This is a genomic window from Lacrimispora sanguinis (assembly GCF_044987295.1).
Taxonomy (GTDB): Bacteria; Bacillota; Clostridia; order Lachnospirales; family Lachnospiraceae; genus Lacrimispora; species Lacrimispora celerecrescens_B.
The window spans coordinates 837466-860395 of sequence record NZ_CP173277.1; the positions used below are offsets into that span (position 1 = coordinate 837466).

The 22930-nt window shown below is 45.6% G+C and carries 22 protein-coding genes; 2 read left to right on the forward strand and 20 right to left on the reverse strand.

All coding sequences use genetic code 11. The features are described from left to right. Positions 1–5: 5 nt before the first annotated feature. Genes ACHZES_RS03995 through ACHZES_RS04035 form a run of 9 tightly spaced genes read right to left on the reverse strand, consistent with a single transcriptional unit; the run spans position 6 to position 5821 of the window. The gene (locus tag ACHZES_RS03995) at positions 6–1130 is read right to left on the reverse strand and encodes an extracellular solute-binding protein (RefSeq protein ID WP_154524208.1); all 1125 of its coding nucleotides are present in this window, start codon (positions 1128–1130) and stop codon (positions 6–8) included. 29 nt (positions 1131–1159) lie between these two features. Continuing rightward, positions 1160–1420 (reverse strand): EutN/CcmL family microcompartment protein, encoded by a 261-nt coding sequence (locus ACHZES_RS04000; RefSeq protein WP_089995837.1) that lies wholly within the window; start codon positions 1418–1420, stop codon positions 1160–1162. After that, on the reverse strand, positions 1417–2073 hold the full coding sequence (locus tag ACHZES_RS04005; protein WP_395547823.1) for a phosphate propanoyltransferase: 657 nt from the start codon (positions 2071–2073) through the stop codon (positions 1417–1419). The genes ACHZES_RS04000 and ACHZES_RS04005 overlap by 4 nt, the downstream gene beginning before the upstream one ends. A gap of 36 nt (positions 2074–2109) precedes the next feature. Continuing rightward, positions 2110–2409, reverse strand: a complete 300-nt coding sequence (locus tag ACHZES_RS04010) for a BMC domain-containing protein (RefSeq protein ID WP_025232812.1) — start codon at positions 2407–2409, stop codon at positions 2110–2112. After that, the gene (locus ACHZES_RS04015; protein WP_038281640.1) at positions 2410–2769 is read right to left on the reverse strand and encodes a BMC domain-containing protein; all 360 of its coding nucleotides are present in this window, start codon (positions 2767–2769) and stop codon (positions 2410–2412) included. It abuts the gene before it with no gap. Between the two features lie 21 nt (positions 2770–2790). Beyond that, positions 2791–3069, reverse strand: coding sequence for a BMC domain-containing protein (locus ACHZES_RS04020; protein WP_038281638.1), 279 nt, complete (start codon positions 3067–3069; stop codon positions 2791–2793). A 6-nt stretch (positions 3070–3075) separates the two neighbouring features. Beyond that, the gene (locus ACHZES_RS04025) at positions 3076–3414 is read right to left on the reverse strand and encodes a BMC domain-containing protein (protein ID WP_038281636.1); all 339 of its coding nucleotides are present in this window, start codon (positions 3412–3414) and stop codon (positions 3076–3078) included. 16 nt (positions 3415–3430) lie between these two features. Continuing rightward, positions 3431–4852, reverse strand: a complete 1422-nt coding sequence (locus tag ACHZES_RS04030; RefSeq protein WP_395547822.1) for an aldehyde dehydrogenase family protein — start codon at positions 4850–4852, stop codon at positions 3431–3433. A gap of 9 nt (positions 4853–4861) precedes the next feature. Then, positions 4862–5821 carry a class II aldolase/adducin family protein gene (locus tag ACHZES_RS04035; protein ID WP_395547821.1) on the reverse strand — a complete coding sequence of 320 codons (960 nt, stop codon included), beginning with the start codon at positions 5819–5821 and terminating at the stop codon, positions 4862–4864. Between the two features lie 270 nt (positions 5822–6091). On the opposite strand from ACHZES_RS04035, the gene ACHZES_RS04040 reads away from it, so the two are divergent. Next, positions 6092–6859 (forward strand): DeoR/GlpR family DNA-binding transcription regulator, encoded by a 768-nt coding sequence (locus ACHZES_RS04040; RefSeq protein ID WP_038281630.1) that lies wholly within the window; start codon positions 6092–6094, stop codon positions 6857–6859. Between the two features lie 76 nt (positions 6860–6935). On the opposite strand, the gene mtnA is transcribed toward ACHZES_RS04040, so the two are convergent. From mtnA to ACHZES_RS04090, 10 genes are all read right to left on the reverse strand, one after another. Continuing rightward, positions 6936–8042, reverse strand: coding sequence for an S-methyl-5-thioribose-1-phosphate isomerase (gene mtnA / locus ACHZES_RS04045; RefSeq protein WP_395547820.1), 1107 nt, complete (start codon positions 8040–8042; stop codon positions 6936–6938). Between the two features lie 38 nt (positions 8043–8080). After that, positions 8081–9313 carry an S-methyl-5-thioribose kinase gene (gene mtnK / locus ACHZES_RS04050; protein WP_154524223.1) on the reverse strand — a complete coding sequence of 411 codons (1233 nt, stop codon included), beginning with the start codon at positions 9311–9313 and terminating at the stop codon, positions 8081–8083. Positions 9314–9346: 33 nt separating this feature from the next. Beyond that, complete coding sequence (locus tag ACHZES_RS04055) at positions 9347–10366, reverse strand: ABC transporter permease (protein ID WP_395547819.1); 1020 nt, start codon at positions 10364–10366, stop codon at positions 9347–9349. Between the two features lies 1 nt (position 10367). After that, complete coding sequence (locus tag ACHZES_RS04060; RefSeq protein WP_395547818.1) at positions 10368–11879, reverse strand: sugar ABC transporter ATP-binding protein; 1512 nt, start codon at positions 11877–11879, stop codon at positions 10368–10370. 41 nt (positions 11880–11920) lie between these two features. Then, positions 11921–13096, reverse strand: a complete 1176-nt coding sequence (locus tag ACHZES_RS04065) for a sugar ABC transporter substrate-binding protein (protein ID WP_038281619.1) — start codon at positions 13094–13096, stop codon at positions 11921–11923. Between the two features lie 457 nt (positions 13097–13553). Next, the gene (locus ACHZES_RS04070) at positions 13554–14300 is read right to left on the reverse strand and encodes an HAD family hydrolase (RefSeq protein ID WP_154524229.1); all 747 of its coding nucleotides are present in this window, start codon (positions 14298–14300) and stop codon (positions 13554–13556) included. Continuing rightward, positions 14281–15486, reverse strand: a complete 1206-nt coding sequence (locus ACHZES_RS04075; RefSeq protein ID WP_395547817.1) for an N-acetylglucosamine-6-phosphate deacetylase — start codon at positions 15484–15486, stop codon at positions 14281–14283. Before ACHZES_RS04075 ends, ACHZES_RS04070 begins: the two co-directional genes overlap by 20 nt. 7 nt (positions 15487–15493) lie before the next feature. Further along, entirely contained in the window at positions 15494–16816 is a 1323-nt protein-coding gene (locus tag ACHZES_RS04080) for a 6-phospho-alpha-glucosidase (protein WP_395547816.1), read from the reverse strand. 83 nt (positions 16817–16899) lie between these two features. Beyond that, the gene (locus ACHZES_RS04085; RefSeq protein ID WP_395547815.1) at positions 16900–18306 is read right to left on the reverse strand and encodes an adenylosuccinate lyase family protein; all 1407 of its coding nucleotides are present in this window, start codon (positions 18304–18306) and stop codon (positions 16900–16902) included. 10 nt (positions 18307–18316) lie between these two features. Beyond that, complete coding sequence (locus ACHZES_RS04090) at positions 18317–19891, reverse strand: PTS transporter subunit EIIC (RefSeq protein ID WP_038281610.1); 1575 nt, start codon at positions 19889–19891, stop codon at positions 18317–18319. A gap of 179 nt (positions 19892–20070) precedes the next feature. Here ACHZES_RS04090 and ACHZES_RS04095 point away from each other — a divergent pair, with 179 nt between their 5' ends. Continuing rightward, entirely contained in the window at positions 20071–21618 is a 1548-nt protein-coding gene (locus tag ACHZES_RS04095) for a helix-turn-helix domain-containing protein (protein ID WP_395547814.1), read from the forward strand. Between the two features lie 105 nt (positions 21619–21723). Here the strand turns inward: ACHZES_RS04095 and ACHZES_RS04100 are convergent, their stop codons facing one another. Beyond that, positions 21724–22911: a phosphopentomutase gene (locus ACHZES_RS04100; protein ID WP_089995790.1), complete on the reverse strand. Its 1188-nt coding sequence runs from the start codon at positions 22909–22911 to the stop codon at positions 21724–21726. Positions 22912–22930: the final 19 nt, after the last annotated feature.

Genomic DNA, 22930 nt, shown 5'->3' on the forward strand with positions numbered 1-22930 from the left:
AATCGTTACCGTTCAGTCATGCCATTTATCATTTGCCCGGCTTCCTTCATGGCTTCTTCTGCTGTCTTTATTCCGGAAAACGCCTCAAAAATTTTCTCATAAAGGACTCCGTTTTTCTCCCCTGCCTTTGACAGATTGGGAAGTGGCTTTGCAAGTTCCATCATCTTCTGCTGCACCGGAAACCAGGGGCAATCACCGGCCCCTTCCAGATAGCTTCCTCTTCTTATTGGAGCACCGCTCTTTCTCCCCACCTTCTGATCCACCTCAGGCGACCGAAGGTAGGAAAGAAATTCCTCTGCAGCTTCTTTTTTCCTGCAGCTTGCACAGATTCCAAAGGACCAGGTTACATTCCAGGCCGTAGAAAACGTGGAAAATCCCAGATCTTCTGGTTCCAGACAGCCTTCCTTAAAGACTTCTCCCATCTGGCCGCTCCAGGTAACCGCCATCGCTGCTCTTTTTTGCCGGATCTCTTCTGCAATTTCCCCGTTGCCGAAGCATTCTGTACCATCAACTGCACAGGCGTTCAGTTCCACGTAAGACTGAAGCCCCTTGATCACATCTTCCTTTCCGCAGGCCGCAGATCCATCGGGATCATAAGCATCTCCCCCGTACATGCGAAGGAAGGGAAGGGCATCGGTAAATATCTCGGACTTATCTGCCTTCATGGCCACAGCCTGTTCCCCGCAGGCCGCCTTGTAGGCTTTAGCCGCCTCTATGTATTCCTGGGGAGTGATGACGCTTCCAAGCTCCTTACCAAGCACCTGATTAAGCAGGCTTTTACGGTAGAGAATCATATGTCCGTCACAGAAAGAGGGAGATAGATAGGCCTTTCCCTTGTACTTCATTTCTTCTGCAATAACCGGAAGGATGTCCTCTTCCTTAAGTTCCAGTTCCGAAAGGTATCCTTTTTCTACAAAGTCACGAAGCCATAAATGGCCTGCAACCATGACAATGTCATAATCTGCCTCCCCGGCAAAAGCTTTCATCATCATTGGATAGTAATCCGCCCAGGGCACGATATGAAAATCCACCATTCCTCCATATCCGTCTAAAACCCCCAGTTCTTTATCCAGATAACCTTCCACCGCCGGATCAGCCACTGCCAAAACCTTAAGCGTTTCCTGTTCCATAAGCTAAACCTCTCCTATTACAATAAACCTTACCTTCCCGGCTGCGGCGGTGCATCTACAATGCCCACAATGTAGGCATCAATCGGTGCCGAACGGTCCAGCGCATATTGAGTCGTATTATCCGTGGTTACCAATACCAGTTCTCCAATCCCTGCACCAATGGTATCGGCCGCCACAAAAATATCCTTTTTATCCCCATAAAAAGGTTCTACCAAAAGAAGCTTGAACCCAACCAGGTTCCTGCATTTTCTCGTGGAAACCACAGTTCCCATTATTGTTCCTAATATCACCTAGCCTCTTCCTTTCTAATGGTTACCCACTGCCCCTGCTTTAACTGGAATGCATTGGCATCATCTGTGTCCACATGGAAATCCAGCCTGCTGTCATGAGTAACACGAATAAGCACATGACCGAGTAAACCGCCCTTTGGCCCATCGACCGCAACGCTTACCCTGTCCCGATCCGATACCCCGAACCATTTGGCATCTTCCGGTGTCATATGGATATGACGGTCTGCGATAATAACGCCCTCTGTCAGCAGGATCTCTCCCTTTGGTCCTTTGAGCATTACCCCGGGAGTTCCCTTTAAATCTCCTGACGATCTTACGGCCGGCTGTATTCCCAGGATCCTGCAGTCACCGGAGGCCATCTCCACCTGGCTTTGTTTTCTCTCCGGTCCAAGAATCCGAACCTTAGGAAGTGTTCCGGCTGGGCCGGAGACGGCAACCTGCTCTTCACAGGCAAACTGCCCCGGTTGGCTTAATGCCTTCATGGGAGTCAGCCGATAGCCGGCTCCGAAAAGTATTTCCACATGTTCCTTAGAAAGATGCACATGCCTTGCTGAGATTCCTACGGGAACCTGGTAAGGCTGTGTGCTAAGCCTCTTCCAGTTATCCAGGACCAGTGCGGTTACCTTCTGAATCAGTTCTTCCCTGTTTTCCATTGTAAGCCTCCGCCCTTAAGCACTTTCCTGTTCTTATTATTTAAGGAACGGAAGGATTCCGCCTATGGAATTATGTGGTCTTGGGATCACATGAACTGCTACTACCTCTCCCACTCTGGATGCTGCTTCCTCTCCTGCTTCCACTGCAGCCTTAACAGCTCCAACATCTCCCTGAACCATAACTGATACCAAACCGGAGCCGATTTTCTCAGTTCCAACCATTTCAACGTCCGCTGCTTTTAACATGGCATCTGCCGCCTCGATGGATGCGGTAAGGCCCCTTGTCTCAATCATCCCTAATGCTAACATTCCCTTTTTTACTGCTGTCTCTGCCATTTACTTTTCCTCCTTAAGTTTGTGTTGTTCTTCCTCAGGTTTTACAGATACCTTCTCGTTTTCATGCTTATCTATCATATTTAAAAGCTTGAGCACCTCCGGATGAGGGTTTTCAATGGATATGGATACTTTTACATTGCCATCTCCCACGATCCGTCCCGCATCTCTGGCCGCCTCCACGGCGGCACGAACCGCCGAAGTCTCACCCGCTAATACCGTGTGGCACATCCTTCCCCCCAGTTTCTTATGACAGCTTACGATTTCCACTTCAGCTGCCTTTAAGGCCTGGTCTACCACCACAACGGTATTGGCATAATAATTGATTTCTAAAACCCCTATGGCGTTTCGGTTTGTTTTCATGACGCCCACCTTTGCTGATGTCTATTTGATCCTTGGCAAAATTTTGTCAATGTCCTGATGCGGCCTGGGGATCACATGGACTGCTACCAACTCACCAATTCTGGACGCTGCCGCCTCTCCTGCTTCCGTAGCTGCCTTTACCGCGCCTACTTCTCCGGTTACAATGACGGTTACCAGACCAGAGCCGATTTTCTCGGTTCCCACAAGCTCAACGTCCGCCGCCTTTAACATTGCATCTGCTGCTTCGATGGATGCTGTTAAACCCCTTGTTTCAACTAACCCAATTGATGTGGATGCCATATCTTGCTACCTCCTGAAATTTATAATGTTTTTTTCCTCTAAAGATACTTTTGTTATATGAGACAACGCTTTTGTTCCCTCATATGGGTTTTCTATAATCTCTGTTAGAACCTCATTCGGACTGTTAAATTTAAGAGCTGCCCGTTCTGCCGTTTCACAGGCCTCTTTCACATCATCAATTCCGCCTTCAAATTTCACCTGAACCGTAAGGGGAATGAATGCGGACGTATCTTTTGGATTGATGGTGTCAATACCGATGATCCGAATATTTGCCGCTTTACAGGCCTTATCCATGGCATAAAGAACAGCACCATATCCTGCACACTCCAAAAAGCCGATTGCCATATGTACCTTCCCCTCTCTAGATGATCCGCAGGCCTCCTTCTGCCAGCATACACCTCCGTCTTCTGGTAAAGCTTCTTGCACAGGTAAGGCCTTCTCCGGTAGGACCTGCGATCGTCATGGTCGTATGGCCCTCTCCGCCGATCCCTACCCCTTTTAAGGTTGAGCCGTTCTTCGTAAAAATGGTTGTTTCAATCACTTTTCCAAACTTCGTCATGTTCTCAACATTTCTGGAGAACATGGATGCCGTATGGCGATTGCCCGATTCTGCCGCTACTGCGCACTCCACACATTCCTCAAAAGTCCTCAAACGTACAATGGGAAGTATGGGCATCAGCTGCTCTACCATCACAAAGGGATGGCTTCTGTCTGTCTCACAGATCAGAAGACGGACATCCTTGTGTCCGGAGACCCCTATAGCTTCTAAAAACAGAGCCGCATCCTTTCCGACCCATTGTTTATTCACTTCATAGCTGCCGTCTCGTTCAATCATGGCAAATTTAAGAATTTCATTTAACTCCGTGGAATTAAGCAGGTACGCGCCTTCCTTTACCAGCTTATTTACCAGTTCATCAGCAACACGTTCCATGACAAAAACTTCCTTTTCCGCCAGGCACAAAATGTTGTTATCAAAAGAAGCTCCACGGTAAATCTCTTTTGCCGCAAGATCTATATCAGCCGTATCGTCTACAATGACCGGCGGGTTTCCCGCACCAGCTCCGATAGTCTTCTTTCCGGAGCGAAGCAGGGCATTAACCATGGGCATTCCTCCAGTTCCAACCATGAGGCGGATTCTGGGATCAGCCGTCATTTTGCTCACTGCCTCCATGGTCGGCTCTTTCTGCATGGTGATTAAATTTGCCGGACCTCCGTTTTCCACAATGGTCTGATGAAGAAGCTTCAGACAATAGGCACAACATCTTTTTGCCCCCGGATGGACATTAAACACAACAGAATTTCCTCCAGCTATCATACTGATGGTATTATTAATTATGGTTTCTGTGGGATTGGTAGAGGGTGTAATCGCTCCGATCACTCCAAAAGGAGCATATTCCTCTATCATTAACCCTTCATCACCTGAAATGGCATCTGTGGTCAGACATTCCACGCCAGGAGTTTTATCAATAACAGCCATGTGCTTCTGGATCTTATCCTCAAAACGCCCCATTCCGGTTTCTTCCCAAACCATTTTTGCAAGGGTTTTTGCGTGGCTTTTTGCGGCCAGACGTATGGCTTCAATGATTCTTCGCCTGTCTTCTACCCGGTAACGCTGTGCCCACTCACGTTGGGCTATGTAGGCCGCCTGGATGGCATCCTCCACCCGTTCAAATACCCCGTTCTCACTTTGGGAAGGAATATTTATAGGCTTTGTAATTTTATTTTCAATGCCTGCAAGCACTTCCTTTACAATCAGTTCTATCTCTTTTGCCCCAATTTCCATGATTGCCTCCTAGTTTAGCTGCTCTATCACTCTTCTCACTACTTCGGCTATGATTTCCTTTTTTGCCTTTCCTAACGCTTCGGCCTCCACAGGCTTCTGATCCTCTATGGTCAAGGTCTTCTGCGCCACACCGGTACAGCCGCAGCCGGAGGCTGGCAAGCTCTCTCCCGGCCTTACAATGGATGTTACCCCTTTTAGTGACGTCCCTTTTCCTATCTGCTCTGCCGGACGGACATCTGCTATCGTGACCACATCCTTCATATTCGTTTCTTCTGCAGAACACGGGGGAATCCCGCCTGCCGTGATACCAAGCTTATGACGGATATCCAGCAGCTTATTTACCTGATCGCAGGAAAGCAGATTCTGGCGTCCGATGATATTGCCGGTATACATCAATATAGTCGCATAATATTCAATGGATTCCAGCCGGTAAAACGCCTGGTAAATATCTTTTCCCCAAGTCAGCGCTCCGTGGTTTGCAAGAAGCACGCCATTGTGAGTATTCACAAAGGGTGCAATGGAATTAGGAACTTCGTCAGTACCCGGTGTGGCATATTTTGCAACCGGGATAGACCCAAGCCCCAGCACCGCTTCCGTAAGGATTGCGGCATCCAGACTGATCCCGGCAATGGCAAAGCTGGTCGCCACCAAAGGATGGGCGTGGGTAACTGCCAGTACATCCGGATTTTCCTTATAAACCCTTAAATGCATTTTTACTTCCGAGGAGGGCTTCCATCTTCCCATCAGCACTTTTCCGTTTAAATCCATTTTCACCAGCATATCCTGAGTCATAAAACCTTTTGATACCCCGGTTGGCGTCGTCCAGATGGTGTTTGGCCCTACCTTACAGCTGATGTTTCCATCATTCGAGGCTACAAAGCCTTTTTCGTACATACGTCTGCCGATATCCAAAATTGCCTTTTTGGCTTCAAAATCAGACATGTACTTTACGCCTTGAACTGTCATCATATCTTTACCTCCAAAGTCCAAACAACTACGTGTTCTTTCTGTCCGAACTTTCATCTTTTATACTGTATTTTTACCATTTTTGTGTCTGTTTGTCAATGTTTTATGTTGTTTTATTTCTGTTTTTACTGTTTTATTTTTATTTCAGCTATTTCTTCTTTACATTTAAACAAAATAATTATACAATATACATATATGCCACATGATTTTTATGGTTTTATATTGCATTTTATTTTAATTAACTTTTATTGCCAGAAAGAAAGGAACATGCCTATGTTAGCAGTGACAAGGAAAGCCAAGATCAAAGATATTATTTTAGAAAAGAAAAGTGTTACGGTGACCGAACTTTCCAAGATCTTTTCCGTGACCGAAGAAACCATTCGGCGGGATTTAAAGCAATTGGAGGATGACGGATTCCTGACCAGAACATACGGCGGTGCATTCATTCAAGACGGGGTTGAGAATAATGTAGAATTAACGATCCGGGAAACCGCATATATGGAAAGCAAACAGATCATCGCAAAAAAATGCCTGTCAGTCATCCACAACGGTGACTCTATTTTCTTAGATGCCTCTACCACGGCCCTGCAGCTGGCAAAATCTCTCCAGGGGATGCGCCTCACCGTGGTGACAAATTCCCTGCTGATCATCAATGAACTTTATGACAAAGAGGACATCCGCCTCATCTCCATCGGAGGCTCTTATACGCCCCGGGACAAAGCCTTTGTAGGTACTACTGCGATCCGGAACTTAGAATCCTTTTACTTAGACAAAACCTTTATGTCCTGCAGAAGCGTTTCCATGGAACACGGGATCACCGATTCCAACGAAGCCATTGCTGCCATACGCCAGACACTGATGACCCGGAGCAATCATGTGTATCTGATCGCCGATCACTCCAAATTCGATAAAACCTCATTCATCCGGATATCCGGCTTCGAAACCATCAAAGGGCTGGTCACCGACAAGCAGATGAATGAACAATGGAGAGAATATCTTTTAAAGAACAACGTAGAGCTTCTTGAAGCTGCGGAAGCATGATCTGATTTTGGCAAGAGGATGTCTCAGTTCCTATGAGACATCCTCTTTTCATTTGCCAGGTTCAGCCGGCAATCACTTACATTTTCTTTGCTTTCAGGGCCTCTTCCTTCTTCTTAAATATTTCTTTTAATGATTCTGTATAGGGTGCTCTGGCGATCCCGTATTCCGTTACGATCCCTGCGATTAAATCATGATCAGTCACATCAAATGCCGGATTGAATACCTTTACACCTTCCGGTGCCATCCGTTTTTTATACCACATTTCCACTACTTCCTCTGCCGGACGTTCCTCAATGTGGATCTCCTTACCGGTAAAAGTGTTCAGATCAATGGTGGAGGTTGGGGCGCAGATATACATAGGCACACCATAGCGTTTGGCTGCAAGAGCCACCATGGAGGTTCCGATCTTATTTGCAGTATCTCCGTTGGCAGCCACCCGGTCACAGCCTACAAATACGGCATCAACCCAGCCATTTCTCATGACGGTCGCCGACATGTTGTCACAAATCACTGTGACATCAAGACCTGACTCCTTTAATTCGAAAGAGGTCAGTCTCGCTCCCTGAAGAAGAGGTCTTGTCTCGTCTGAAAAGATGCGGAAGTTATAGCCTCTTTCGTGTCCTAAGTACATGGGAGCCGTTGCAGTACCGTATTTTACCGTCGCCAGCTGCCCGGCATTGCAGTGGGTCAGAAGGCCGTCACCCGGTTTTACAAGAGACAGGCCATATTCCCCGATCATCTTGCAGACCCAGATATCTTCTTCCCGGATCTCAATTGCCTCTTTATGGAGAAGCTCAACGATCTCAGGGACGGTTTTCTCTTTGTTTTCTAAAACCACCTGTTCCATCCGTTTAAGTGCCCATGACAAATTGACGGCAGTGGGGCGTGCGGAATCAAGATAGTCCTTTGCCTTTTGAAATTCTGCATAAAAATCATCAAAACCATCTGCTCCTATCTCTCTCGCAGCCAGATAGATGCCAATGGCTGCCGCCACACCGATGGCAGGCGCCCCTCTTACCTGAAGAAGATAGATTGCATTCCAGATATCCTCCTGTTTTGTCAGGGAAAGGATTTCCGTATGATACGGAAGCTGCGTCTGGTCTATGATTACCAGGGCATGATTCTCTTCATCAAGGGCAACAGTATCATAGTCCATGATGGATTTTTTTGTTTCTTCGCTCATTTGTTATCCCTTTCTTGTTACCGGCTTTCAATCCCGCATTACCGGCTTTCAAACGTTCCTATTGCCTCTTTTATTGCATTTAAATAATCCGCTCCGCTCCGGAAGCTGCGACGGTTCATAATATAATTCTTTGCAAGCGTAATGACGATCTTTTCGGCCCTGGCCCGTTTTTCCTCATCAGGAATTGTAGTGATATCAATCACATTCGCCATTCCAACGGTACGGCGGATGGATTCAAGTCCTGCCACACCTGCAGTGTCGGAAAGGATGCCTTCTAAATACCACTCTTTAAATCCCGGGACTTTTGCCATGGTTTCCGTTACGTATTCGTCAAAAACCTTGTTGTATTTTTCAATGAATAAGTCCACAATATCGGAAATGGTCCTTAAGCACCAGCCGCAGAACTCTTCTTTTTCCCCTTCGTCTTCTATGGAAGCGTCGCCGTTGCACCATGCAAAAAACATATTTGCAATGACGTTGCCGATATCATAGCCCATGGGCCCGAAAAAGGCGAATTCCGGATCAAAGATGTAAGTGTGCTCTTTATTGATAAATACAGAGCCAGTATGTAAATCCCCATGGATCAGAGACTGGGCATTGTTCATGAACTCAAATTTTAACTTGGCAGCTTCCAGATGCAAGGCCTGATCCTCGTACAGTTCCTTCTTAACAAAATCCGCATTGGGCGGAAATACATTGTTCCTGTTGTTGTAATCAATAAAGGGCTCGCTGTATACTAAGTCCTCTGAAATCTCACATAAGTCCGGATTAATAAAGCTTTTAACCAGCTCTTTTTTCTCTTTGTGTCCCAGGACAATATCCGTTGTGCGCAGAAGGGAATGAACCATAAAAGTGGTCACATGATCCGCAAATTTGGGATAAATCTCATGCTTTAACAGACCGGTTCGCATCATGGTATGACCGATCATATCCTCCATAACCATGGCACACATGGTTCCGTCATATAAGTAAACCTTTGGAACCAGTCCCGGTGCATAAGAATCCTGGATCCCAAGAATCTTTGCTTCAATTCTTCCGCGGTCGGTGGAAACATGCATTTCTGCTGAAATACGAAGCGCTTCTCCTGCCTGCTTTACAATGATGGTTTTCCCGTTTGCAAGATCCTTTACACGGAATACGTAATTTAAGTTCCCGTCTCCGATCTCCTTACATTCCAGCCTGGCATCCGCATCAAAATAGGAGAGCTTCTCCTGAACGTAATCCGATACCTCTTCTGCTTTCATCAAAAAATAACTGTCGTATTTAGACATTTCTGTCACCTTCCCCTGATCAATATAACGTTTTTAGTTTACATTTTTTGTCTTGCCGCTTGCATAGGTCATGGCAAGGGCAATGGCAAGGACTGCTCCCTTTATAATGTTCATGGCATAATAAGGCACGGACATCATGATAAGACCATTTTCCAGCATACCCACAAGAACCGCTCCCGCAAAGGTACCAAAAGCATTGGCTTTTCCGGCTCCCAATACAGAAAATCCGATATAAGCCGCACATACAGATGGCATTAAGTACGCATCACCTGCTGAAATCTGCGCCGTTCCCACACGGGCCGCCAGACAGATTCCGCCGATTGACGCAAAAGTAGCTGAAAGAAAGTATGCAAGGATCTTATACTTTGCCACCGGAATTCCGGAAAGCTGGGCTGCCTCAGGATTTCCGCCCACCGCATACATGTATCTGCCGTGTTTGGTATAATTCAAGAAAAAGTATGCGAACAGCACCACACAGATCATGATGATGATCAGCCATGGTTCCTTTCCCAATGCCCGGAAGGCTTCAGGAACAAGACCGGGAGCCTGGGTCCCATCGGCGCGGGTCATGCGCTCGGTGATCGCGCCGCCCTTGGAGTAGGTCATGGAAACTCCCTGATACATGAACATTACGGAAAGTGCCGCAACCATATCCGGTATCCTGAATTTAACGATCAAAATGCTGTTGATGACCGCAACGCTTAAGCAAACGAGCACCGTAAGTATGATGGAAACACCTATATTGATATTGTGCCATACAAAGCACGTCATAACAAAAACATTGGCAAACTGAGCCGTAGCTCCAATGGAAAGATCCATGCCGTTTACCGCCAGGGCAAACGTAAGACCAATTGCGATAATGGTGGTAATGGATACCGCACGAAGGATCGTGATCATATTAGACTGGGTCAGAAACATGCTCGCTCCCGTATCCTTACTCCAGTTCCCAAACGTAAACAGGATGAACATGATAAGCATCGTTGCGATGGTACCCCATTTTGTCACAAAATCCCCAACGTTCAATTTCTTTTTTACCTTCTCTGCCCCAGACATATCATTTACCTCCTGTCGAATAGTAAAGCAGTTCTTTTTCGTTCGTATCTGCTGCATTTAATTCTTTAATGATTTCTCCGTCATACATCACATAGATGCGATCGCAGATACTTAATATTTCCTGGAATTCGCAGGTGGCATAAATAACGCCTTTTCCTTTGGCCGCCAGCCCTTCGATCAGCTCATACATATCCTGCTTGGCCCCCACATCGATTCCTTTGGTGGGTTCATCAAAAATATAAACCTCCGAATCCTTGTTCAGCCATTTTCCCACGACAACCTTTTGCTGGTTTCCGCCGGACAGCAGGGCTACGACCTGATTCTCTGACGGAGTCTTGATTCCAAGGCCCCGTATCATATTTCTGGCGTCCTCTTTTTCCCGCTTTTTGTTTACCACAGAAAGCCGGTTCGTATATTTTTCCATGGCAGCAACGGAAATATTGGATACAACCGGGTCCGTAATCAGAACGCCTTCTCTTCTCCGTTCCTCCGGCACCAGTGCAAGCCCATGTTTCACAGCCTGGGTCGGCCCTTTTGCCTTAATCACTTTTCCGTTAAGCTTCATGGTACCGCCTGACTGCTGGTAAGCAGAAAACAACGTCTTGCAAAGCTCTGTTTTACCTGCGCCAACCAGTCCTGCCACTCCGATAATTTCCCCTTTGCAGACGGTCATGTTGATATCTTTTACTTTCCCTTCCTTTTCCGAAAGGTTTTCTATCTCAAGCAATGGCCCGCCGATCTCGCACTTTTTCTTGATGTAATTATCCTCATAGCTGCGGCCTAACATATATTCGACAAGAGTATTCACTTCCAGTTCCCTAGAAAGCGGCAGTTCAGTCACCAGTTTGCCGTCTCTCATAATGGTAATATTTTCACAAATTTCATAAAGCTCACTTAAACGGTGGGAAATAAACACGACTCCCACGTTCTCTTTCGCCAGTTCACGCACCACCCGGAACAATTCCAATGTCTCAGAATTGGAAAGAGGGGCTGTCGGCTCATCTAAAATCAGGAACCGGCACTTTTCCGCCACGCATCTGGCAATGAGAATCATCTGCTTTTGTGCCAGTGTAAGGCTTGATACCTGTTTATTAATATCCACATCTACATTTAATTTCTTTAATACTGTTTCTGCTGCCTGCCTGATTTCTTTCCAGTGCACGATTTGCTTCCGCCCCATTTTATTGACCAGCGTGTTGAACATTACATTCTCAGCCACGGACAGATAGGGAATCAGCGCGGTGTCAACTTCCTGAAATACGATTTCTATCCCAAGATTTTTAGCGTCTTTGGGGCACCGGATTTCCACCGGTTCCCCTCCAACGTAAATTTGTCCTGTATAATGCGTATTGACACCGGCAAGCACTTTCATTAAGGTGGACTTACCTGCGCCATTGGCACCCACAAGCGCATGAATCGTACCACTTTTCAGACCAAAATCAACTCCATCCAAAGCCTTAACTCCAGGAAATTCGATGGATATATCTTTCATTTCAAGTTTTACTTCGGTCATGGCATCTCTTCCTTATTATGTAATGAATACAGAGCGTTTCTTTAATTTACATATTTGTTCTTGATCTCATCAGTATACAAAGCGCCCTTAGGATCTTCGGCATCGCCCCATCCATCAATGATGCTGCTCAAATCACTCATGGTTGTCTGAGCATTGAGCTGGGTTGTTTCGATGTTGCATGCATTTAAATTAAAGTAATCCGGTGTTTCTTCTCCCATAAATTTAAGAGCTAAAAGACGGGCATCTACAATACCGATCAGTTTCGGATCAACGGCTGCGGTAGATTTCCACACATCAGGATTCTTTACCATTAACTGAATGTCATCGTTTGATACGTCAATGGTGTACATCGGGATATCGGTACGTCCTGCATCGTTTAATGCCTGTAACACACCCTTAGCCAGCTCATCGTAGCATCCCCAGATGGCATCTACAGAACCTTCCGGATATTTTGGAAGAATAGCAGCTGTCTTATTGGTCATATCGCCGCGGGCATTAGCTGAATCAGATGGTGCGATTACTTCCAGAGTCTGGATCTTTCCCTCTGCTTCTAACTTGGTATAGATTTCGTTACGTCTGTCTAACGGAGGGATTCCAGGGCCCATGAAGGTCTTTAAAACTTTCATCGGGTACTTTCCGCCCTTTGCTTCAAACTCTTTCATCATGTAGCCAAGGGAAAGTTCGGCCAGTGCCTGATCGTTCTGAGCGGTAGAAGTTACTCCGGAAAGAAGCTCGCCGCTTGCATCGCCACCCTTAAATGGCATAGTATCAAAGGTGACAACCTCCATGCCTTTGTCTCTGGCAGGTTTTAACATATCATAGGAATAGGACAGCTGTCCGTGAGATACGATAATTCCCTGATAATCCTTTGCAATGACCTGAGCAACCGTCTCCTGAGCTTTTGCATCATCGCCGTCCGTTACAAAAGTGTCTACGGTCCAACCAAACTTCTTGCCCTCTGATACACAGCCGTCTAAAAACTGCTGGGTATGGTCTCCTGCTGCCAGGTTTCGCACAACTGCGATCTTCTTTCCTGCCAGAGAGCCTGTGGACTGGGCGTTTTCAACCTTCTCCGCTGTAGTTGCCTCAGTCTTAGCTGCTTCCGTTTTTGCTTCTGTGGATGCCGGTGCAGCTGTTGCGGCTGTGCCGCTGCTGCCGCATGCAGTTGTTGACAATACCATTGCCGCTGCAAGCACCATTGCTAACCTCTTTTTCATAAAGTAAACCTCCTTTAAAAATATAAAATATAGTTTTCTATTCCGGACACACCCAACCTGTCCTTCCTGTAGAAATTGTAGCATATTGTATCCGGTTTTGCAATATTTTTATTTGATTTTATTTATTTATTTTGTTTTATACTGTATTTCATTGTGTTTTATGTTGTTTTATGTCCTATTTAGGATGTGTTTTTCATTATTATATATATCGACCCATTTTCTTCCAACTAAAGTAGTATTAAATTAATAAAAATTATTTGCAATCAAGCTTATCGCTGTTTTACTTATGTTTAAAGTTATGCATTAGCTTTTTTCTTTTACCAAACTCTATTCTTTCATAGTCGATGATACGGCAAAAAAGGAGGAAACAGCAGCCTGCAAGCAGATCCAGCAAAAAGCTGTTTCTAACCGGCAGGGTACTGTTTCCCCCTTTCCCTATTCTATATGAAAGTCTTCTTTAAGGCATGGATAAATATTCTGCCACATCTTCCACAATCATTGAGGCAGCAGCCCGAACATCCGAATCTCCGTTCCGCAGTGTTGCACCGTTATAATCCTTAATCATCTGCAAGTCATTGGCACTGTCTCCAATTACCCTGATTTCATCGATTCCACCCCAATGCCTGGCGATCCATTCCACAGCAGCCGATTTGTTTACGCCCTTTGCCACAATATCCCCATTCCAAACATTTGCGTAAGCGGATATCTTGGGGAATCGGTCGTTCAGCCGGGCACACAATTCTCGGATCCACGGAACGTCTTTCCTGCGCCTGTGAATCTGAACAATCTCTTTCAGACAATGGATCTGGTCTATGGAAATCTGCCCGTCACAGGTTTTTTGGGTGGTAGCTCCGGAGCTTGAGAGCACATTTACCTTTCCGCCTCGCATGGATACGCCGCTTCCTTCTTCTCCAAGACCATGGAGGTACCAAAGCACTTCTCTGGCCGTATGATCATCAATGGTTCTGCAAAAGAGTTCTTTTCCTGTTCCATCTAATAAGATAGCGCCATTGTTGAGTATAAGGGCATCGGGCTTTATAGAATATTTCTCCAAAAACACACGGACAGAAGATTCATTGCGTCCTGTGGCAATGATAAACCGGTTTCCTGCTGCCTGCCACGCACCAATCGCATTCAAGTTATTGGCACTGATACAGCCGTCAATATACAAGGTCCTGTCAAAGTCACTTACCGCACATTTCATCTCTTTCCCGTATCTCCTTTCCACGGCAGAATACGCTGACCAGATTCAAATCTGAATCCACGATTGTAAGGTCCGCATCCTTGCCGGGTGCTATGCTGCCCTTCCTGTCTTCTGCATGGATATACCGGGCAGGATTTAAGCTGGTCATCCTCATGATATCCAACCAATCCACAGAGGTATGTCTGGCCATGTTCTGAATAGAGCCGATGTAACTTAACTCCAGTTCTCTGACTGCCTGATAATCCTTGGGATCCATCCATTCCTCCCTGCCGTCATAGTGTTCAATCCGTACCTTATCTCCCTCCTTTATAAATTTCATTTTCCTGACATAATGGTCAAATTCCGTCCGGGTCTGTGCAAGGCCGCTGCAATCCGTGGTCATGATGATGCGTTTACTGCCTTTGATCCGGTAAGCGATGTCAAAGGCCTCATGAGACACCGTCATACCAGTCTGCTTGGCAAATTCACACATCATGTCATCAAAATATAGGGCAGCGCCTGCCACTCCCAGCTCCCGGTGATGAAATCCGCGCATCCCGCTGAAGGTATGGGTAAAACCGCCGACTCCGGCATCCTTTATCTCTTTGATTTGGGAAAAGGTGGCTCCGCTGTGGCCGATGGAGGTCTGTATTCCCTTCTCTTTGCAGAATCCCAGCACCTCTCTTGCCCCCTCCTGTTCCACGGCAATGGTCATATACCGGCAAAGCTCTTTGTTCCGGAAGCTGTTATACAGATCTTCCATCACCGTAAGGCTTGGCAGAATGCAGCAGTCCTCCCGCTGCATGCCCCGGTAAAGAGGATTGATAAAGGGCCCTTCCAGATGAACTCCCAGCAGCTCAGCCCCAGAATAATCCGCCTCATAAGCATCATCAGCAGCTTCAATGCAGCGTTTGATTTCCGGAATGGTATCCGCTCCTGAGGTTGCCAAATAGGACGTAACCCCTGCATAAGGAAGGGTGCGGCACATCTCTTTTATTGCGGCCGCGCTTTTCTCAAACCAGAAAGAGCCTGTCGCCCAGCCGTGAATATGAATATCAATGAATCCAGGCAGAATGACAAAATCAGAATAGTCCTCATATTGCCCTGTAAACTCCTTATGCAGTGCCTTTATTTTCCCATGTTCCATCTCTAAAAATCCGTCAAATTCCTGATTCTCAAGAATTATATGTTTTGAATAAAGTACCATAATCCACCTACCTTAATGTCCAATAATCTTTATTTGCTTCCATCAGGTCATCTAATACCGCTTTTGCCTTAGAAGGATCCACAACCGTACGGTTTAATGTCAGCGCCATTAATGCCTTTGTATAATCTTTTTCTAAAAATGCTTCCACAGTCAGGAGTTCATAGGCGTACTGTCCTTCCATCAGTCCCTTGTAATAGGGCTTTATTGGTCCAAAGGGATACCCCTTTGCTCCGTCCTTTCCAATGGTTCCAGCTACCTCTACAATTGCTTCCGGTTCAAAGTTATCAATGATCCCCTGGTTTTTCACCATCACAATGAATTCCCTGTTTAAGTCATAGGCAATGGATTCCGCAACCTCTACCATCAGGTTCCCAAACACGCTGTTGGTCAGCATTTCCAGTCCATCCATATGATCTTTCCCTGCAGCCCCGGCGCAGAGTTCAAACACTTCCCTCTCCCTGGAATCCCGGGATTCATCGGCACGGGTGTAATCCGGGTCGCTTTCCGCCACGATTTCATCTGGAAACATGTAATACTGCATGTAGGTGGTAGGGATATATTCATCCATTAATTTCATGTATTTGTTCACCCTAACATAGGTATCCAGCCATGATTTTGAACGCTGCTCCGCATTAAAGGGCTTAAAGTCATGGTCTTTTAGATAAGACCGCAGCGTATCAAAGTAGTCATTTCCCTCCGTGTCCTTGAGTTCCGTAAACCACCCGAAATGATTCAGTCCAAAGTAACGTGCACGAAGGCTTTCCTGGGGCACTCCAAGAATTTTGGAGTAACTCTTCATCAAGGAAAAAGGCTGATCGCACAGGTTTAAAATACGCTTATCATCTGGGAACAGTCTGTCAAGTCCCAATGCCACAATAGCGGCAGGATTGGTATAGTTTAAAATCCAGGTATCCTTGGAATAGGAACGAACCTTTTCCACCATCTCCTTCATAGCTCCCAGAGATCGCATTCCGTAAGCAAATCCTCCGGGACCACAGGTCTCCTGTCCGACCAGTCCGTAACGCAGGGGAATCTTTTCATCCAGAGAGCGCATCGCAGTCTTTCCTACCCGCATCTGGCAGAAGATAAAGTCAACATTTCTGTATGCTTCGTCCTCATCCGTTGTAAATACCACTTCACACTCCGGATAATAGGATCTTAATACCAGGCGGTTATAAGCCTCCATGAATCCCATGCGTTCTTCATCTATATCATAAAAGATAATTTTTGAAAGGGGAAAACGTTCTTTATAGTTGACCAGCGTACCCACAAGCGCCGGAACACGGGCACTCCCCGCTCCGGAAATTGTAATCACATGTTGTTTTCTCATGTTACTCTCCTTGCATTCTTAATCATGAAAGGGAATGCCGCAATACACCGCCGCATTCCCTTGTTTGAATAAATACTGTTCTTTTATTCGCCAGCCGCAGTTTCCGTATCGCCGATTTTCTTTTCCGACTCCAATTTTTCTTTCAGCTCTTTTGCTCCTTTCAGAGCCTTCTGGGCCATCTCCTCAGCCAGCACGCTGCATAGCCCTGTGTAGTTTGCCGGATCGATCATGGTTTTTAATTCATCTGCCGTAAACATGGAAGTAAGCATTTCATCCTCTGTCAGCACATCATAATAATCCTTTCCTTCCAGTTCCACCTTCATGGCTTTCTCGTACATAAGCTCATGGGCCCTGTCCTTGCCGATTCTTTCAGCCACATTCATCATCACCAGTTCGCTGTTATCAAGGCCTTTATTTAGATTTACGTTTTTAAGCATCCGCTCTTTGTTAATCCGCAGGGTGCGGCTCAATTCCTCGGCTCTTATAAGCACCTCGGTAGTCAGTTGAAGACCTTCTTCCATAATACCATCAAACAACATATAGGAGCTGCTGTCTCCTTCAAACATCCTCACTGCCGAATAAAGCCCGACAGAAGGAAGGGAGTAAAGCTTTTGGGAATTGGCGATAATCCCCTTGGCTAGCTTGGGATTGATCTTCTGCGGCATGGTGGAGCTGCCGATGGTTCCCGGGGTGAAGGATTCGCTGACCTCAGAGAATTCTTCAACGCCGGTATAATAAACCTCTTCCGCCATTTTGTGAAACGTATTACATAGAAGAGACAGATTCATTAAATATTCTAATTTCATCTGACTCATGTTTCGGCTGGGCACATCCATAGAGCCCATACCCAGTTTATGAGCAACCCGATTCTGGATTTTCCGGCCCACAAGACCAGTCGAATTAAAGCCTCCTACGGCTCCTCCCATCATTGCTACAAATACTCGCTTCTCGCTTTCCTCCAACCGTTCCAGAGTGTTCATCAGCTCGCTGATCCAGACGGAAACTTTATAGCCATAAGTAATGGGTATGGCATGCCTGCCATGAGTTCTCCCTGCCATAACTGTATCTGCATGGTCATGGGCAAGCCTGCCCAAATTCTCCAGGATATCTGCAAGAAAGCTTTTAAAAACAGAATTTACCTGTTTTGCGATATAAAGCTGGGAAGTCTGCTGGATGTTCTGGGTTGTAACCCCGTAGTGGACATATTTTCCGCTCTCTTCACTGCATGCCTTCACCAGTACCTTTACAAAGGGGACAAAGCCATGGCCTACCTTTTCTTTGATCCGATCCATTTCCTCAAGATCCAGATCTTCAAATCGAACCGCCCCAATGCCCTTAGCAGCTTTTATAGGTATGAAGCCTTCCTCTGCCTGGGAAAGAGCCAGAGCAGCCTCCACCTTCAGCCAGGTCTCATATTTGAATGGTTCACTTAACAGTCTTTTAATCCCTCTGTCATCCAGTTTACTCTTAGAATCATAGAAAGCTCTCATCGTACACCTCTTATTTCTTCATAGCATCGTCTACCGCATGACGGACAAATTCCACATGAGGTCCAAATACAACGTGAATGTGATCCGTTGACGGGAAGAAGATACCCGCACAGCCAGAATCCTTGATTTTCATCTGATCCACCTTGGTTGGATCCTTTAAGTCCACCCGCAGGCGGGAAATACAGTTTTCCACACTCAGGATATTGTCCTTGCCTCCCAATCCCTTAATTACAACTTCCGCAATTGCCGGCCAGTTCTTTTCTTTCAGAAGAATGCTTGCAGATTCTTCGATTTCAAACCCTTCCCGTCCTGGTGTCTCTAAATTGAATTTCACAATAAACCATTTGAATACAAAGTAGAACACGATGAAGTTTCCGATTCCCAGAAGGATAAGGTTTAACCAATGTGTATTTTCATACAAAAGTCCGAAGATACCAAAGTCAAAAATCGTACCGCGGATATAGCCAATGGAGATATGAAGCATCTGGTAAGGAATCGCACCAATACCGCTCATGATGCAGTAAAGAATAAACAAAGACGGTGAAATAAACAGGAATGAGAATTCCAACGGCTCTGTGATGTTGCCTAAAAACGCAGTCAGGCAGCAGGTAAGGATTACGCCTTTTGCGATCTTTCTGTTCTTTAAGTATGAGGTTCGGTACATTGCCAGTCCTACAGCCGGTACACGGAATAAAGTAGTTAACATCTGTGCGCCTCCCAGATAACTGGTAAGGGTAGGCATGAGCTGGCCCCAGTACTCACTGCTGGGCCCTAAGTTAAACAGAACTTCATTGGTGGCATTTAAGATACCCACATATTCGGTCCCGTTAATCATATAGGTGCCACCGGCCTCGGTAAAACGAACCATGGAGGAAAGAACGTGATGCAGGCCAAATGGAATCAGTGCTCGGTTTAAGGCATAATAAATGGCGTTTCCTATGTACGGCGTTGTAAAGATAAAGGAAATGCTGATAAGGAAATTGGTCAGCAGACTCCAGAACACCGGAATGATCAGTCCGATAGGGATCATTGATGCAAACGTAATGATAGGAATGGATTTCTTCCCTCCAAAAAAGGCAAATGCAAGGGGAAGCTCCAGGCGGTAAAACCGGTCCGCCACTTTGGCAGCCACCAAACCTGAGATCAGGCCTCCCAGTGCCTCAATCTTAAGTGTCTGAATACCAAGAACCGTACCCTGCCCCACCTGAGCCGCAACTTCCGGATCAGCCAGAGTTCCCGTCTGTTTCAGATAAATACCCATTACCACGTTCAGTGTTAAATAGCCGACGACTGAAGAAAAGACAGCAATTCCTTTTTCATTCTTTGCCATTCCCTGAGCAACGCCCATGGCAAACAGCAATGGAATATTGTTAAATATAATACTTGTAATGGTTTGTAGGCTGGATAAAACAAGCTTTAAAACCTGGTTTCCCAAAAACGGGAATTTCTCTATCATGTAAGACTGCCCTAACGCACTGCAAATACCCATAACCATACCAATAGGTGCAAGAAGCGCGATTGGCAAAAGGAGCGACCGCCCAAATGTTTGGATGCTGTCTTTCCAGTTAGACTTTTTATTGCTCATATTTTTTCCCTTCCTTTGTTATGACATTGTGTGTTTAAGGCGCCTTATAAACTGTGTACATTATGGCAGATTCTATGAGTTGCTTCAAGGCAAAAAATTTACATTTTATTGTTGCGTTTAGTTGCCCTTAACTTTATAATGAAACCATTATAAGCATAACAGTACTGGAGGAATGTATCATGGGATTAAGCTACAATGATTTAAGCCTGCTGCGGTATATACAAAAAAGACAGCGCATTTCCCTTTCAAAGGTTGCCCTGCAGTTTCAAAAGGATGAAATATCCATACGCCGGACCATTGAGCGGATCAACCTTTTCTCCCACAAACCCTTGGTGGAAATACAAAAGGGCTTTTGCTTAAGCCCCTTAACTTACAAGGAATTTGTAGACTTTATTCAGCAGATCACCATGGCTGACTACACCAGTTCTTACATTGAGCGGATCCGTATCATGATCGTGACCATTTTTTTCGGCGGTTATGTAAATGCTTCTTCTCTATATGAAAACTGGGGGCTTTCCCTGACCACAAAAAAGCAGGATACCGCCCATTTAAGACAGCTCCTGGCCGGGCACGGTCTCTATCTTGTTACCTTAAAGAAAAAGGGGCTTACCATTGAAGGAGATGAACTGCAGCTCCGGTTCCTTGTCATCGACATTCTTCATCCCTTGTTAGAGTTTACGCCGGAAAACCGGATTGCGGCCCGCAGGGCCAATACACCCCTGGAAAAACAATGCTATGATCTGGCCAATGCCGATCTCCAGCCTGTCTCTCATCAGGCCGTGGAACAGTTGAACTTCTTTTTAACCGAATACAATCTTTCATTAAACTATCCTTCCAAAAAGTTTCTTCTGCTGTTTATCTGTATCATGGAGATTCGGCCTATTGATGAAACCATGAAATTTTGTTACCGCCTGCCGTTGGCGCCATTAAACATCCGCTTTGTTGATGACATCAAGAAAAACAAGCTGTACAATGTGGCCTTCAGCATGATGAACTTTTCCCGCAGTCTGGATTTTCCTTTTGACAAGCGCCTGTGGTATACCACCGAGCAATTTACCGAGCAGGTGGTGAGTCATCTAAAAAACCCGTTTACCATCCAGGAAGAATTCATCAATGAGCTTTACAACTATTTATACCGAGAAATCACCCTGAATCACTTTCATTGTACGTTTGTGGACAAGACCGTAGAAAATACGAAAGAACAGTTTTCAGACCTGTATGAAACCGTCGGAAAGTATGAGGTGTATTTTAAAGCTTCCTATAATTTTTCTTTCATGGATGAGCACCTTTCCACGCTGACCCTGCTGGTGCAAAAACACATTCTCCGCAACCGTACCATAAACCGCCAGTATAAGAAAATCGTTGTGATGACCAGCATTAACTTTGAGCGTGTCAGCTTTTTTCTGGAACAGATCAAGGAATATGTAGAGCTGCAGTGGATGGGGATCTTAAACATTAACGAAATCCACAGGCTGAAAGACTTAGATTATGACTATATCCTTTGCTTTTCATCCCGGATTTTTAATATCCTTCATGCCCATAACCTTCCTGTCCTCCGTATGAATTTCTTTGTAGACAGCAATGATATGAAAACCCTTCTGGCTAATGGCTTTTCTACCCGGAAACACCGGTTCTTAACCACCAGCTTTGTATCGGAAATCGGAGGAAAAAGCGAATCTGAAATGGAAGCATATTTAAAAGAGAATTACGGAGATTATTTTGTATAAGAAATCGAAGCAAGGATACGTTCCAAGGAAAGCACAAAAAAAGCACCTGACTTTGTCTATGATAATTTTTGAATTCATCATAGACAAAGCGGTGCTTTTAGAATCTTAAAGCAATTCCTCTATTGACTCTCCAATCATATCCTGAGCTTTTTGCAAACCGAAATTATCCAACACCGTTGCCCCGATCACTGCAAATGTATTCTGTTCCTTTAATTCTTCGCAGTTGGCATAAGAAGCCGAATAGGCCAGGAAAGGCACCTTTTCTTTTGTATGGTCGCTTCCCTTAAAGGTGGGATCATTGCCATGGTCTGCCGTAATCAGAAGCAGATCGTCCTCTTTTAAAAGCGGTAAAAGTTCTCCCAGCTTTTCATCAAATCGCTCTAATTCTGCACCGTATCCAATTGGATCCCGGCGATGTCCCCACAGGGCGTCAAAATCTACCAGGTTTACAAAGCACAGCCCGTTAAAATCCTTCTTTGCAATCTCTATGGTCTGTTCCATGCCATGAACGCTGCTTTGGGATTTATTGCCTTCTGTAAGACCTTCGCCGTCGAAAATATCAAAGATCTTGCCTACGCTGATCACATCCAGACCTGCATCCTTTAATATATTAAGAGCAGTGGTCCCAAATGGCTTTAAGGCATAATCATGACGGTTTGGAGTTCTTTTAAACTCGCCTTTCTTCATGCCAACATAAGGTCTTGCAATGACCCGGCCCACCTTCCATTCATCCCTTAAGGTGAGTTCCCTTGCTATTTCACAGCAGCGGTAAAGCTCCTGTAAGCCAAAGGTTTCCTCATTGGCACAGATTTGTAATACGGAATCCGCAGAAGTATAAACGATCATGTCCCCGGTAGCAATCTGATGCTCTCCCAGTTCATCCATGATTTCCGTACCACTGGCGGATTTATTTCCGACAATCTTGTGTCCGGTGCGTTTCTCCAGTTCATCCAGCAGTTCCTTAGGAAAACCTGTTTCCGTAAACGTCTGGAACGGCTTTGTAATGTAAAGCCCCATCATTTCCCAATGGCCTGTCATAGTATCTTTTCCCACGCTGGCTTCATTCAGTTTTCCATAATACGCCTTAGGCTCAGATACCGGTTTTACATGCTTTAAGGAACGTAAGTTTCCTAAACCAAGAGTTTCTAAATTCGGCAGATTCAGATGATCCACTGTGGCATCAATATGTCCAAGGGTATCGCTGCCCACGTCGCCATACTCGGCGGCATTATCCATCTCACCGATTCCTAAAGAATCAATTACAACTACAAATATACGTTTAAATCGTTTCATATTACCTCCCCGCGCTTTG

Coding starts and splice junctions, on each gene's coding strand:
- ACHZES_RS04055 (WP_395547819.1), bottom strand. CDS start 10,366: ATGTCTGGGGCAGAGAAGGTAAAAAAGAAATTGAACGTTGGGGATTTT.
- mtnK (WP_154524223.1), bottom strand. CDS start 9,313: ATGTCTAAATACGACAGTTATTTTTTGATGAAAGCAGAAGAGGTATCG.
- ACHZES_RS04085 (WP_395547815.1), bottom strand. CDS start 18,306: ATGAGAGCTTTCTATGATTCTAAGAGTAAACTGGATGACAGAGGGATT.
- ACHZES_RS04090 (WP_038281610.1), bottom strand. CDS start 19,891: ATGAGCAATAAAAAGTCTAACTGGAAAGACAGCATCCAAACATTTGGG.
- ACHZES_RS04025 (WP_038281636.1), bottom strand. CDS start 3,414: ATGGCAATCGGCTTTTTGGAGTGTGCAGGATATGGTGCTGTTCTTTAT.
- ACHZES_RS04065 (WP_038281619.1), bottom strand. CDS start 13,096: ATGAAAAAGAGGTTAGCAATGGTGCTTGCAGCGGCAATGGTATTGTCA.
- ACHZES_RS04010 (WP_025232812.1), bottom strand. CDS start 2,409: ATGGCAGAGACAGCAGTAAAAAAGGGAATGTTAGCATTAGGGATGATT.
- ACHZES_RS04100 (WP_089995790.1), bottom strand. CDS start 22,911: ATGAAACGATTTAAACGTATATTTGTAGTTGTAATTGATTCTTTAGGA.
- ACHZES_RS04015 (WP_038281640.1), bottom strand. CDS start 2,769: ATGAAAACAAACCGAAACGCCATAGGGGTTTTAGAAATCAATTATTAT.
- ACHZES_RS04095 (WP_395547814.1), top strand. CDS start 20,071: ATGGGATTAAGCTACAATGATTTAAGCCTGCTGCGGTATATACAAAAA.
- ACHZES_RS04070 (WP_154524229.1), bottom strand. CDS start 14,300: ATGAAATGTGCGGTAAGTGACTTTGACAGGACCTTGTATATTGACGGC.
- ACHZES_RS03995 (WP_154524208.1), bottom strand. CDS start 1,130: ATGGAACAGGAAACGCTTAAGGTTTTGGCAGTGGCTGATCCGGCGGTG.
- mtnA (WP_395547820.1), bottom strand. CDS start 8,042: ATGAGCGAAGAAACAAAAAAATCCATCATGGACTATGATACTGTTGCC.
- ACHZES_RS04075 (WP_395547817.1), bottom strand. CDS start 15,486: ATGGTACTTTATTCAAAACATATAATTCTTGAGAATCAGGAATTTGAC.
- ACHZES_RS04030 (WP_395547822.1), bottom strand. CDS start 4,852: ATGGAAATTGGGGCAAAAGAGATAGAACTGATTGTAAAGGAAGTGCTT.
- ACHZES_RS04080 (WP_395547816.1), bottom strand. CDS start 16,816: ATGAGAAAACAACATGTGATTACAATTTCCGGAGCGGGGAGTGCCCGT.
- ACHZES_RS04060 (WP_395547818.1), bottom strand. CDS start 11,879: ATGACCGAAGTAAAACTTGAAATGAAAGATATATCCATCGAATTTCCT.
- ACHZES_RS04020 (WP_038281638.1), bottom strand. CDS start 3,069: ATGGCATCCACATCAATTGGGTTAGTTGAAACAAGGGGTTTAACAGCA.
- ACHZES_RS04035 (WP_395547821.1), bottom strand. CDS start 5,821: ATGATGACAGTTCAAGGCGTAAAGTACATGTCTGATTTTGAAGCCAAA.
- ACHZES_RS04040 (WP_038281630.1), top strand. CDS start 6,092: ATGTTAGCAGTGACAAGGAAAGCCAAGATCAAAGATATTATTTTAGAA.
- ACHZES_RS04005 (WP_395547823.1), bottom strand. CDS start 2,073: ATGGAAAACAGGGAAGAACTGATTCAGAAGGTAACCGCACTGGTCCTG.